This window comes from Streptomyces sp. GB4-14, from assembly GCF_022696125.1.
Taxonomy (GTDB): Bacteria; Actinomycetota; Actinomycetes; order Streptomycetales; family Streptomycetaceae; genus Streptomyces; species Streptomyces werraensis.
Window position 1 is genome coordinate 2,119,451 of sequence record NZ_RZHO01000002.1, and the last position, 12,548, is coordinate 2,131,998.

General features: G+C 71.5%; 12 protein-coding genes. 8 read left to right on the forward strand and 4 right to left on the reverse strand.

Annotation, left to right across the window (positions count from 1 at the left end):
• Positions 1 to 28: 28 nt before the first annotated feature.
• A complete protein-coding gene (locus tag ELQ39_RS10685; RefSeq protein ID WP_242591738.1) occupies positions 29 to 1,042 on the reverse strand; it encodes a 4-hydroxy-3-methylbut-2-enyl diphosphate reductase in 1,014 nt (337 codons plus the stop codon).
• 87 nt (positions 1,043 to 1,129) lie between these two features.
• On the opposite strand from ELQ39_RS10685, the gene xseA reads away from it, so the two are divergent.
• The 3 genes from xseA to ELQ39_RS10700 all read left to right on the forward strand — a co-directional run bounded on the left by xseA (position 1,130) and on the right by ELQ39_RS10700 (position 3,293).
• Positions 1,130 to 2,338: an exodeoxyribonuclease VII large subunit gene (xseA, locus tag ELQ39_RS10690; protein WP_225643353.1), complete on the forward strand. Its 1,209-nt coding sequence runs from the start codon at positions 1,130 to 1,132 to the stop codon at positions 2,336 to 2,338.
• Positions 2,339 to 2,348: 10 nt separating this feature from the next.
• Positions 2,349 to 2,597, forward strand: coding sequence for an exodeoxyribonuclease VII small subunit (locus ELQ39_RS10695; protein ID WP_033272190.1), 249 nt, complete (start codon positions 2,349 to 2,351; stop codon positions 2,595 to 2,597).
• 105 nt (positions 2,598 to 2,702) lie between these two features.
• Positions 2,703 to 3,293, forward strand: a complete 591-nt coding sequence (locus tag ELQ39_RS10700) for a malonic semialdehyde reductase (protein WP_190002419.1) — start codon at positions 2,703 to 2,705, stop codon at positions 3,291 to 3,293.
• A 79-nt stretch (positions 3,294 to 3,372) separates the two neighbouring features.
• Here ELQ39_RS10700 and ELQ39_RS10705 read toward each other — a convergent pair whose 3' ends face one another.
• On the reverse strand, positions 3,373 to 3,879 hold the full coding sequence (locus ELQ39_RS10705) for a DUF4245 domain-containing protein (RefSeq protein ID WP_190002683.1): 507 nt from the start codon (positions 3,877 to 3,879) through the stop codon (positions 3,373 to 3,375).
• A 143-nt stretch (positions 3,880 to 4,022) separates the two neighbouring features.
• Between ELQ39_RS10705 and glpX the strand changes: the two genes are divergently transcribed.
• Positions 4,023 to 5,057: a class II fructose-bisphosphatase gene (gene glpX, locus ELQ39_RS10710; RefSeq protein ID WP_242591739.1), complete on the forward strand. Its 1,035-nt coding sequence runs from the start codon at positions 4,023 to 4,025 to the stop codon at positions 5,055 to 5,057.
• Between the two features lie 352 nt (positions 5,058 to 5,409).
• Here the strand turns inward: glpX and ELQ39_RS10715 are convergent, their stop codons facing one another.
• Positions 5,410 to 5,784, reverse strand: coding sequence for a WhiB family transcriptional regulator (locus ELQ39_RS10715; RefSeq protein ID WP_048455846.1), 375 nt, complete (start codon positions 5,782 to 5,784; stop codon positions 5,410 to 5,412).
• 166 nt (positions 5,785 to 5,950) lie between these two features.
• Positions 5,951 to 6,646 (reverse strand): DUF1707 SHOCT-like domain-containing protein, encoded by a 696-nt coding sequence (locus tag ELQ39_RS10720; protein ID WP_242591740.1) that lies wholly within the window; start codon positions 6,644 to 6,646, stop codon positions 5,951 to 5,953.
• Positions 6,647 to 6,791: 145 nt separating this feature from the next.
• Between ELQ39_RS10720 and ELQ39_RS10725 the strand changes: the two genes are divergently transcribed.
• The 4 genes from ELQ39_RS10725 to fomD all read left to right on the forward strand — a co-directional run bounded on the left by ELQ39_RS10725 (position 6,792) and on the right by fomD (position 12,503).
• On the forward strand, positions 6,792 to 8,468 hold the full coding sequence (locus ELQ39_RS10725) for a fumarate hydratase (RefSeq protein WP_277994666.1): 1,677 nt from the start codon (positions 6,792 to 6,794) through the stop codon (positions 8,466 to 8,468).
• Between the two features lie 327 nt (positions 8,469 to 8,795).
• Positions 8,796 to 10,226 (forward strand): M28 family peptidase, encoded by a 1,431-nt coding sequence (locus tag ELQ39_RS10730; protein WP_242591742.1) that lies wholly within the window; start codon positions 8,796 to 8,798, stop codon positions 10,224 to 10,226.
• A 108-nt stretch (positions 10,227 to 10,334) separates the two neighbouring features.
• Complete coding sequence (locus ELQ39_RS10735) at positions 10,335 to 11,738, forward strand: class II fumarate hydratase (protein WP_242591743.1); 1,404 nt, start codon at positions 10,335 to 10,337, stop codon at positions 11,736 to 11,738.
• 72 nt (positions 11,739 to 11,810) lie between these two features.
• Positions 11,811 to 12,503: a cytidylyl-2-hydroxypropylphosphonate hydrolase gene (fomD, locus tag ELQ39_RS10740; RefSeq protein ID WP_242591744.1), complete on the forward strand. Its 693-nt coding sequence runs from the start codon at positions 11,811 to 11,813 to the stop codon at positions 12,501 to 12,503.
• Positions 12,504 to 12,548: the final 45 nt, after the last annotated feature.

The window sequence follows — 12,548 nt, forward strand, 5'->3', positions numbered from 1 at the left end:
GCAACCGCCCGCCGGGACGGGCGGTGTGCTAGGCCCCGCTGCCCGCGCCGCCCCGCTCGGCCGCCAGCGCGGCGGCCTCCTCGCGCAGGTCGCGGCGGAGCTCCTTCGGCAGGGAGAAGGTGATGGACTCCTCCGCGGCCTTGACGATCTCCACGTCCTCGAAGCCGCGCTGCGACAGCCACTCCAGGACCTGCTCGACCAGCACCTCCGGCACCGAGGCGCCCGAGGTCACGCCGACCGTGGTGACACCTTCCAGCCAGGCCTCGTCGATCTCGTCGGCGAAGTCCACCAGGTACGCCTCGCGGGCGCCGGCCAGCTTGGCGACCTCGACGAGCCGCTTGGAGTTGGAGGAGTTGCGGGAGCCGACGACGATCACCAGGTCGGCCTCGGCGCCCATCTGCTTCACCGCGAGCTGGCGGTTCTGCGTGGCGTAGCAGATGTCGTCGCTGGGCGGCGAGATCAGCTGGGGGAACTTCTCCTTGAGGGCGTTGACGGTCTCCATGGTCTCGTCGACGCTCAGCGTGGTCTGGGAGAGCCAGACGACCTTGGACGGGTCGCGGACCTCGACCTTCTCCACGTCGCCGGGGCCGTCGACCAGCTGGATGTGGTCGGGGGCCTCGCCGGAGGTGCCGATGACCTCCTCGTGGCCCTCGTGCCCGATCAGGAGGATGTCGTAGTCCTCCTTGGCGAACCGGACCGCCTCCTTGTGGACCTTGGTGACCAGCGGGCAGGTGGCGTCGATGGTGGCGAGGCGGCCGCGCTCGGCCTCCTCGTGGACGACGGGGGCGACGCCGTGCGCGGAGAACATCACGATGTTGCCCGGGGGCACCTCCTCCGTCCGCTCGACGAAGATCGCGCCCTTCTTCTCCAGGGTCTGCACGACGTACTTGTTGTGCACGATCTCGTGCCGCACGTAGACGGGAGCCCCGTACTGCTCGAGGGCCTTCTCGACGGCGATCACGGCGCGGTCCACCCCCGCGCAGTAGCCCCGGGGGGCGGCGAGCAGGACACGGCGGCCAGTCGAAGCGGTCATGCGTCCCATCGTACGGGCCGTGTCGGCGGGGTCCGGGCACGGTGCGCCGTCGGTGGCGGCGCACCGGTGTCGGCGGGGCGCACTACGCTCGCGGGCATGGCTGTGAACACGTCCGCGGAAGCCCCCCTGCCGGTGGGAGAGGTGTCGCGGCTCATCGGCGGGTGGATCGACCGGCTCGGCGCCGTGTGGGTGGAGGGGCAGATCACCCAGCTGTCGCGGCGGCCGGGCGCGGGTGTGGTGTTCCTGACGCTGCGCGACCCGTCGTACGACATCTCGGTGGGGGTGACCTGCTACCGGCAGGTGTTCGACGCCGTCGCGGACGTCGTGAGCGAGGGCGCGCGGGTGGTCGTGCACTGCAAGCCGGAGTGGTACGCGCCCCGGGGGCAGCTGTCGCTGAGGGCAGCGGAGATCCGCCCGGTGGGGGTCGGGGAGCTGCTGGCGCGGCTGGAGCAGCTGAAGAAGTCGCTGGCGCGGGAGGGTCTGTTCGCGCCGGAGCGGAAGAAGCCGCTGCCGTTCCTGCCGCAGCTGATCGGGCTGGTGTGCGGGCGCGCGTCGGCGGCCGAGCGGGACGTGCTGGAGAACGCGCGGCACCGCTGGCCGGCGGTCCGCTTCGAGGTGCGGAACGTGGCGGTGCAGGGCGTGCACGCGGTGCCGCAGGTGGTCCAGGCCGTGAAGGAACTGGACGCGATCGAGGACGTGGACGTGATCGTCGTGGCGCGGGGCGGGGGCAGCGTGGAGGATCTGCTGCCGTTCTCCGACGAGCAGCTGGTGCGGGCGGTGGCGGCCTGCCGCACGCCGGTCGTGTCGGCGATCGGGCACGAGCCGGACAGCCCGCTGCTCGACCTGGTCGCGGATCTGCGCGCCTCCACGCCGACCGACGCCGCCAAGAAGGTGGTGCCGGACGTGGGCGAGGAGTACGAGCGGGTGCGGATGCTGCGGGACCGCGCGCGCCGCTGTGTGGGCGCCCTGCTGGAGCGGGAGGAGCGGGGGCTGGCCCACGCGCTGGCCCGGCCGTCGATACAGGACCCCCACCGGATGATCGACGCGCGCGCCGAGGAGGTCTCGATGCTGCTGGACCGGGGGCGGCGGGCGCTGCGCCACCAGCTGGACCGGGCCGACTCCGAGCTGACGCACACCCACGCGCGCGTGGTGGCCCTCTCCCCCGCCGCCACGCTGAAGCGGGGGTACGCGGTGCTGCAGCGGGAGGACGGGCACGCGGTGCGCGCGCCCGGTGAGGTGGAGGCGGGCGAGGTGCTCCGGGCGCGGGTGTCCGCGGGCGAGTTCACGGTACGTGTCGATGCATAGGGTGGGCGGAATGACCGGGAAGACGGAGCAGACGGCGGTGGCCGAGGCGCTCGGCTACGAGCAGGCGCGGGACGAGCTGATCGAGGTCGTGCGCCGCCTGGAGGCGGGCGGTACGTCGCTGGAGGAGTCGCTCGCGCTCTGGGAGCGGGGCGAGGAGCTGGCGAAGGTGTGCCGGCGCTGGCTCGACGGCGCGCGGGCCCGGCTGGACGCGGCGCTCGCGGAGGAGGAGCAGGGGGAGGCGGACGACGGCGAGAAGTAGGCAGTTGAACGTTGAACTTCATAGAGGTACTCTCGGTGCGGTAAACCGGACCGCGGTCCGCTAATGCCCCTACGGGCCGCCGTAATCCCCCGATGAGGTTCACGCATGTCTCTCGTTCTCGACTCCGCCGCTCAGGACCTGCTGTTCCGCGAGGCGCGCACCGCCAACGCCTTCACCGACGAGCCGGTCACCGACGAGCAGGTGCGGGCGATCTACGACCTGGTCAAGTACGGCCCCACGTCCATGAACCAGTCGCCGCTGCGCGTCACGCTGGTCCGCTCCCCCGAGGCGCGGGAGCGCCTGGTGCGGCACATGGCCGAGGGCAACCGGTCCAAGACGGCCGCGGCGCCGCTCGTCGCGATCCTGTCCGCGGACAACGAGTTCCACGAGGAGCTGCCGCAGCTCTTCCCGCACTTCCCGCAGGCCAAGGACGCCGTCTTCGGCGAGCGTCCGGTCCGTGAGTCCTCCGCCGCGCTGAACGCCGCCCTCCAGGCCGCGTACTTCATCATCGGCGTGCGCGCCGCCGGACTGGCCGCCGGCCCGATGACCGGCTGCGACATGGAGGGCCTGCGCAAGGAGTTCCTGGACGACGACCATACCCCGCTGATGGTCGTGAACATCGGCCGCCCCGGCCCCGACGCCTGGTTCCCGCGCAGCCCGCGCCTTGACTACGAGCAGGTCGTCACCACCGTCTGAGCCCGGACGGGACACCGAAAGGGGCGGGGCCCCGGACCGGACGGTCCGGGGCCCCGCCCCTGATTCGTGTGCGCGCCGGTCACTCCGTGCGCAGCGCCTCCGCCAGCTTCGTCATCTCCGCGAAGGACGCCGTGCCGGTCACCACGGTCGTCGAGCCCGGGGTGCCCTCCAGCACCAGGGCGTCGTACTGGTCGCCCTCGTAGCGCGTCCACGTCCTGCCGTCGATCCGCTGCGTGGCCCCGGTCTCCTCGGCGCGCTGGGTCTTGTCCTCGATGAACGCCTTGCGCTTGCCCGCGGACTGCTCGACCGCCGCGTACTCCCCCTCGGGGGTGCGGAAGCCCAGGTGCCAGGCCTCGTCCTCGGTGCCGCGGTAACGCACGGAAGTGGGCTTCCAGGTCTCGGCCAGCCCCTCGGGCGCGGCCACGGGGTAGGAGGCGGCGCGACGGGCGGTGAGCAGGTCGACCCGGTAGTCGACGCGCTTGACCTCGGGCTCACCGTCCGTGTGCGGGATGAACAGCCACACCACTCCCGCCGCGAGCACGATGAGGGCCAGGGAGAGAACCATGTCCCTGGCGGACTTCTGCATGCTGTTCGTTCCTGCCACGCCTCCTATCGTCGCAGGTGCCCGGAGCGCTCATCCGTGGGGTCCCCTGCTCATTTTGTCTGCCTGGCGATAGAGTCGTGGCCATACCCTCATCCGGCCGTCGTCGTACAGAAAGGTGCGCTCCGATGACCGAACACCACCACCTGCCGTCCGAGCTCGATGTCCCCTCCGAGGCCCCCGACCGCAACCTCGCCCTGGAGCTCGTACGGGTCACCGAGGCGGCCGCGATGGCCGCGGGCCGCTGGGTAGGGCGCGGCGACAAGAACGGCGCCGACGGTGCCGCGGTGCGCGCCATGCGCACCCTGGTCTCCACCGTCTCCATGAACGGCGTCGTCGTCATCGGCGAGGGCGAGAAGGACGAGGCCCCGATGCTCTTCAACGGGGAGCGCGTCGGCGACGGCACGGGCCCCGAGTGCGACATCGCGGTCGACCCGATCGACGGCACCACGCTCACCGCCAAGGGCATGACCAACGCCATCGCGGTGCTGGCGGCGGCCGAGCGCGGCTCGATGTTCGACCCGTCGGCCGTGTTCTACATGGACAAGCTGGTCACCGGCCCGGAGGCGGCGGACTTCGTCGACATCAACGCCCCGGTGAGCGTGAACATCCGCCGGGTCGCCAAGGCGAAGCGGGTCACCCCCGAGGACGTCACCGTGGTGATCCTGGACCGGCCGCGGCACGAGGGCATCATCAAGGAGATCCGGGAGACCGGGGCGCGCATCAAGCTGATCTCCGACGGCGACGTGGCCGGCTCGATCCTGGCGCTGCGCGAGGGCACCGGCATCGACCTGCTGCTGGGCGTCGGCGGCACCCCCGAGGGCATCATCTCGGCCTGCGCGGTGAAGTGCCTGGGCGGCACGATCCAGGGCAAGCTGTGGCCGAAGGACGACGAGGAGCGGCAGCGCGCCATGGACGCCGGGCACGACCTGGACCGGGTGCTGACCACCGAGGACCTGGTCACCGGCGACAACGTGTTCTTCGTGGCGACCGGCATCACCGACGGCGAGCTGCTGCGGGGTGTGCGCTACCGCTCGGAGACGGCGACGACCGACTCGATCGTGATGCGGTCCAAGTCGGGGACGGTGCGGCGGATCGACTCCGAGCACCGGCTCAGCAAGCTGCGGGCGTACAGCGCGATCGACTTCGACCGCGCCAAGTAGCGGCGGGGGCCTGTCGCGGTCGGGGCGGGTGCGGGTGCGCCGTGCGGGTGCGGGTGGGTGGGGGCTGAGCGCGCAGTTCCCCGCGCCCCTGAGGCGCCGTGACGTACCCCGCGGCTGCGGCTCACGGGCGGGTGCGGGTGCGTGGGGGCCGAGCGCGCAGTTCCCCGCGCCCCTGGGGCGTCGTGACGTACCCGCGCCGGGAGCAGGTGGCTGCGGCTCACAGCCGGGTGCGTGCGTGGGGGCCGAGCGCGCAGTTCCCCGCGGCCCTGGGGAGGCGGTCCGGCCCGTGCCGGAACGGACCGCTGTTGGGGCGTCCCCTGTGCGGAGGGGGCGCCCCTTCTCTGCGTGGCGGTCAGCCCGCCGCGGCTATGCGGTTCTGCCGGGCGGCCTTCTTCAGCTCCATCTCGCGGCGCCTGCGGCGGGCCAGGACGACACGGCGCTCCGCCGCGGTCAGGCCGCCCCAGACGCCGTAGGGCTCGGGCTGGAGCAGGGCGTGCTCGCGGCACTCCACCATGACCGGACAGCGGGCGCAGACCCGCTTGGCCGCCTCCTCGCGGGACAGCCGCGCGGCGGTCGGTTCCTTCGACGGCGCGAAGAACAGGCCCGCCTCGTCGCGCCGGCACACCGCCTCGGTGTGCCAGGGGGCGTCCTGGTCCCTGTCCCGCGCTGCCACTCGCTGGGCCGGAACGGCGGCTACCTGCAGGGACGAATGCGGCGGTTGCAGCACGGTCTACTCCTGACGACGGCTTCGCGAGCTGGCGAGTGCCGTGGATGCACGTGGGTCGGCCCGGCGTGAATCCCTGGCGCCCTCCAAGGAGACGATGCGTCAAGGCTTACCCGATGTGCGCGCGCCTATGCACAGAGTCCCCAACAGGCCTCGGCCTGCCGCGCGTTCAGTGCCCCAGATGCTTGCGCATGCTGCGGTCGACCGTGCGCTGCACACGGTCGAGGATGTCCTTCACCAGCTTGCCGCGCTTGGGGCGGGCCTCGACGCTGCCCAGGATCGCCCAGCCGTCGACGTAGATGACGGGGGCGTTGTCGTCGTCGGAGTCCTGCGGATCCACCTCGAAGGCACCGAGCACGCCGCCGCCGGTGCCGCGCAGCGACACGTTCTCCGGGACGCGGATCTCGACGCTGCCGAAGACGGAGAACGCCTTGATCATCACCTGCTGGTGGTCGAAGAGCGCCTCACTGAGGTCTATCTCCACGCTGCCGAAGACCGCGTACGCGTGGATGCGGCGGCCGGTGCGCCAGCGGCCCTTGCGGGCGGCGGCGCTGAACACCGCGACCACGTTGTCGTCGGGGTCGACCGGGAAGACGCCGGCGGCGGGGCGCCCTGGCGCGGAGAAGGGGGCCGCGCGCCGCTCGTGGGCGGCGGGAAGGTCCTGGATGAACCCTTCCAGCTCGCCCAGCGTCTTGGCGGTCAGCACGCCCTCGACGCGCTCGGCGTGCTCGTCGGCGGTCAGCCGGCCCTCGGCGTGCGCGTCGTGCAACAGCTCGACGATGCGGTCCCGGTCGGCGTCGGAGGCGCGCAGCTCGGTGCTCCGCGGCGGCGTGTCCGGCTGCTGGGCGTGCTTCTGAAGGTCCACGGCAGCAGCGTACCCAAACGCGATAGATCGCGACTACCCCGCGGCGCGGACAACTGAGGACAACCTCACAGGATCGGCGCCGAAGGCAGGTCCTAGGCTGGGAAGGCCCGCCGACGGAGGCGGGCGGTCTTCCGTCGAGTGAGGAATGGGCGAGATGCCTGAGTTCGAGTACGCCGATCTGCTCCCCATGGGAGAGGACACCACCCCCTACCGGCTGGTGACCTCCGAAGGTGTGTCCACCTTCGAGGCCGACGGCCGGACGTTCCTCAAGGTCGAGCCGGAGGCGCTGCGCAAGCTCGCCGAGGAGGCCATCCGAGACATCCAGCACTACCTGCGTCCCGCGCACCTCGCCCAGCTGCGCCGCATCATCGACGACCCCGAGGCGTCGAGCAACGACAAGTTCGTCGCGCTGGACCTGCTGAAGAACGCGAACATCGCGGCGGCGGGCGTGCTGCCCATGTGCCAGGACACGGGCACGGCGATCGTCATGGGCAAGCGCGGGCAGAACGTGCTGACCGCGGGCCGCGACGAGGAGGCCCTGTCCCGGGGCATCTACGACGCGTACCAGAAACTCAACCTGCGCTACTCGCAGATGGCACCGCTCACCATGTGGGAGGAGAAGAACACCGGCTCCAACCTCCCCGCGCAGATCGAGCTGTACGCGACGGACGGCGACGCCTACAAGTTCCTCTTCATGGCCAAGGGCGGCGGCTCCGCCAACAAGTCGTTCCTGTACCAGGAGACGAAGGCCGTCCTGAACGAGGCCTCCATGATGAAGTTCCTGGAGGAGAAGATCCGTTCGCTCGGTACGGCCGCCTGCCCGCCGTACCACCTGGCGATCGTCGTCGGCGGCACCTCCGCCGAGTACGCGCTGAAGACCGCGAAGTACGCCTCCGCGCACTACCTGGACGAGATCCCCGCCGAGGGCTCCCCGCTCGGACACGGCTTCCGCGACAAGGAGCTCGAGGAGAAGGTCTTCGAGCTGACCCAGAAGATCGGCATCGGCGCGCAGTTCGGCGGCAAGTACTTCTGCCACGACGTGCGCGTGGTGCGGCTGCCGCGGCACGGCGCCTCGTGCCCCGTCGCCATCGCCGTGTCCTGCTCCGCCGACCGCCAGGCCGTCGCGAAGATCACCGCCGAGGGCGTCTTCCTGGAGCAGCTGGAGACGGACCCGGCGCGCTTCCTGCCGGAGACGACGGACGAGCAGCTCGACGAGTCCGGCGACGTCGTGAGGATCGACCTCAACCAGCCGATGAAGGCGATCCTCGCCGAGCTGTCCAAGTACCCGGTGAAGACCCGGCTCTCGCTGTCCGGCCCGCTGGTCGTGGCGCGCGACATCGCGCACGCCAAGATCAAGGAGCGGCTGGACGCGGGCGAGGAGATGCCGCAGTACCTCAAGGACCACCCGGTGTACTACGCCGGCCCCGCGAAGACGCCCGAGGGCTACGCGTCCGGCTCGTTCGGACCCACCACGGCCGGGCGGATGGACTCCTACGTGGAGCAGTTCCAGGCGGCCGGCGGCTCGCTGGTGATGCTGGCGAAGGGCAACCGCAGCAAGCAGGTCACCGACGCGTGCGCCGAGCACGGCGGCTTCTACCTGGGCTCCATCGGCGGTCCGGCGGCGCGGCTCGCGCAGGACTGCATCAAGAAGGTGGAGGTCGTCGAGTACGAGGAGCTGGGGATGGAGGCGGTCTGGAAGATCGAGGTCGAGGACTTCCCCGCGTTCATCGTCGTCGACGACAAGGGGAACGACTTCTTCCAGGATCCGGCGCCCCAGCCGACGTTCACGTCGATCCCGGTGCGGGGGCCCGGACTCGCCTGAGCCTGTATCGGCCCTGACGGGCCTCGTCCTCAAACGCCGGACGGGCTGACATTCAGCCCCTCCGGCGCTTGAGGAGCGGGGTCCGGGGGAGCCCCCCGGGGACGGGACGGGACGGGAAGGGGCGGAGGGGCGAACTCCCCGGGCCCGCCCCCACCCGCGTCCGCATACCGGAATCCCTGTACCGCTTTCGGACAAACCTCGCCCCGCCCACCCCGTACCGTTGATTCGATCAACAACCACTGTGACCCTTCCTGACAGCCCGGCATGCACATGCCATGACCGGGCCACCGTGTGGCGACCCCACAGCCACCGTCCGGAGGAGTCCAGGTGAAACGAAGATTCGCCCTGGCGGGCACCCTGCTCGCCCTCGTGCTCGGCTTCGGCACACTCCCCGCCGCGGCCACCCCGTCCGGCACGTCCCCCGCCTCCACGACCGCCCAAGCCGCCCCCGACATCAGCGTCACCGCGGTCCGGGCCCACCTCGACGAGCTCAGCGCCGCAGCCGCCCGCAACGGCGGCAACCGCCGTTCCACGACCCAGGGTTACCGCGACTCCGTCGCCTATGTGAAAGGCAAGCTGCAGGCCGCCGGCTACACCGTCACCGAGCAGCCCTGCACCTCCGGCTGCACCAGCGGCGCCGGGCCCAACCTGATCGCCGAATGGCCCCGGGGCGACGCCAACAGCGTCTACATGTTCGGCGCCCACCTCGACGGCGTCTCCGCCGGTCCCGGCATGAACGACAACGGCTCCGGATCCGCCGCCCTGCTGGAGAACGCCCTGACGCTCGCCCGGGAGAACCCGGACATGCGCAACCGCGTCCGCTTCGCCTGGTGGACCGACGAGGAGCAGGGCCTCAACGGCAGCTACTTCTACGTCCGTACGCTGTCCTCCGCGGAACGCGCCAGGATCAAGGCGTACTACAACTTCGACATGGTCGCCTCACTCAACGGCGGCTACTTCATCAACCACATCACCTCCGCGGCCGCCGCGCCGATGAAGGCGTACTGGGACTCGCTCGGCCTTCAGCCCGAGGAGAACACCGAGGGCGCCGGCCGCAGCGACGACTACTCCTTCGAGCGGTACGGCATCCCCACGTCCGGCTACGCGATGGGCGCGAGCGCCCGCAAGACCTCCGCGCAGGCCGCCAAGTGGGGCGGCACGTCCGGCTCGGCGTACGACCCGTGCTACCACCGGGCGTGCGACACGCTGACCAACGTCAACACCACCGGTCTCGACCGCGCGGCCGACGGCATCGCGTACACCCTGTGGCAGCAGGCCGTCGGCACCGGCGGCGGAGGGGGCACCTGCGACCCGGCCGGCGTCGTCGGCAACGGCGGGTTCGAGAGCGGAACCACGCCCTGGACCGGGACCACCGCGGTCATCGCCGCCCACTCCGGCCGGACCGCGCACGGCGGCACACGCTTCGCCTGGCTCGGCGGCAACGGCTCCACGAGCACCGAGTCGGTGAGCCAGACGGTGACCGTGCCGGCGGACTGCACGCGCGCGTCGCTGGTCTTCTGGCTGCAGATCGAGACCGCCGAGTCCGGCAGCCGGGCGTACGACACGTTCACCGTCCGGGCGAACGGGTCCACGCTGGCGACCTGGTCCAACGTGCACGCGGGCGGCGGCTGGATTCAGCGGTCGGCCGACCTGTCCGCGTACGCCGGGCAGACGGTCACCGTGGCCTTCACCGCCACCGAGGACTACAGCCTGCAGACCGGCTTCCTGCTGGACGACGTCGGCCTGCAGAGCGCCTGACACCCCCCACGGGTCCCCGCCCCGCCGCGCGACACGCGGCGGGGCGGACGGCCTTTCCGGGGAATACGCTCGTCCGACACCGCTGCTGTGCTCCACGGGAGGTACACGATGACGACGACGGACGACGACCGGAACTACCGCATCGAGCACGACTCCATGGGAGAGGTGCGGGTCCCGGCCGACGCCAAGTGGCGGGCGCAGACCCAGCGCGCGGTGGAGAACTTCCCCGTCTCCGGGCAGCGCCTGGAGCGCGCCCACATCGAGGCGCTGGCCCGTATCAAGGGCGCCGCGGCCAAGGTGAACGCCCGGCTCGGGGTGCTGGACAAGGACATCGCCGAGGCGATCCAGGAGGCGGCCGCGGAGGTCGCCGAGGGCCGGTGGGACGACCATTTCCCGGTGGACGTGTTCCAGACCGGGTCCGGCACCTCGTCCAACATGAACACCAACGAGGTGATCGCCACCCTCGCCACCGAGCGGCTGGGCCGGGACGTCCACCCCAACGACCACGTCAACGCCTCGCAGTCGTCCAACGACGTCTTCCCCTCGTCGCTGCACATCGCCGCCACCGCCGCGGTCACCCGGGACCTGGTCCCGGCCCTGGAGCACCTCGCCGCCGCCCTGGAGCGCAAGGCGGAGGAGTTCGCGGACGTGGTGAAGTCCGGGCGCACCCATCTGATGGACGCCACACCCGTCACCCTGGGCCAGGAGTTCGGCGGGTACGCCGCCCAGGTGCGGTACGGCGTGGAGCGGCTGCGCGCCTCGCTGCCCCGGCTGGCCGAGCTGCCGCTGGGCGGCACCGCCGTCGGCACCGGCATCAACACCCCGCCCGGGTTCTCCGCCGCCGTCATCGAGGAGGTGGCGCGGGCGACCGGGCTGCCGCTGACCGAGGCACGGAACCACTTCGAGGCGCAGGGCGCCCGGGACGGCGTGGTGGAGACCAGCGGCCAGCTCCGCACGATCGCCGTCGGCCTGACGAAGATCGCGAACGATCTGCGGTGGATGGCGTCCGGTCCGCGCACCGGCCTCGCCGAGATCGCCCTGCCCGACCTCCAGCCCGGCTCCTCGATCATGCCCGGCAAGGTCAACCCGGTGATCCCGGAGGCCGTGCTGATGGTGTGCGCGCAGGTCACGGGCAACGACGCGACCGTCGCCGCGGCCGGCGCGTCCGGCAACTTCGAGCTGAACGTGATGCTGCCGGTGATCGCCAAGAACGTGCTGGAGTCGGTGCGGCTGCTCGCCAACGTCTCCCGCCTCCTCGCGGACCGCACGGTCGACGGGATCACCGCCGACCGGGAGCGGGCCCGCGAGTACGCCGAGTCCTCACCGTCCGTGGTCACCCCGCTGAACAAGTACATCGGCTACGAGGAGGCCGCCAAGGTCGCCAAGAAGTCGCTCGCGGACCGCAAGACGATCCGTCAGGTCGTGCTCGAGGGCGGCTATGTCGAGCGCGGCGACCTGACCGTGGAACAACTGGACGAGGCGCTGGATGTCCTGCGGATGACACGGCCGTAAAGGCCGGCGCACCGGGGGTGAACCGTGACGGGGGCCGCAGCGCTGTGTGGTCCGGCCACCTAATATCTGCGCATGACAGAGGGTGGAACCACGACGCGCGGCCACGCGGGCGGAGCGGCCCGTCACTGGGAGCCCGGGACGCACATCCTGTGGCGGTACCGGGAGAACGGCGGCGCGCGCATCCACATCGCGCGCCCCGTCACGGTCGTGCGCGACGACTCGGAGCTGCTCGCCGTCTGGATGGCGCCGGGCACCCAGTGCGTGAGACCCGTCCTCGCCGACGGCACCCCCGTCCACCGGGAGCCCCTCGCCACCCGCTACACCAAGCCGCGCACGGTGCAGAAGGACCGCTGGTTCGGCACCGGCGTGCTGAAGCTGGCCCGGCCCGGCGAGCCCTGGTCGGTGTGGCTGTTCTGGGAGCCGGGCTGGCGGTTCAAGAACTGGTACGTGAACCTGGAGGAGCCGCTCGTCCGCTGGGCGGGCGGGGTGGACTCCGAGGACCACTTCCTCGACATCTCCGTGCAGCCGGACGGCGGCTGGCACTGGCGGGACGAGGACGAGTTCGCGCAGGCCCAGCGGGACGGTCTGATGGACCCCGCGCTGGCCCGGCGGGTGCGCGAGGCCGGGCGCGCCGCGGTCGCGGTGATCGACGCCTGGGGGTCTCCGTTCTCGGACGGCTGGGAGAACTGGCGTCCGGATCCGTCCTGGGCTGTACCGTCACTCCCACAGGACTGGGACCGCACAGCGGCGCACGCATCCCCGTGAGACCCTTGCTGCGCCCCCGGGCAGGAAACGTAGGATCGTCGTCCG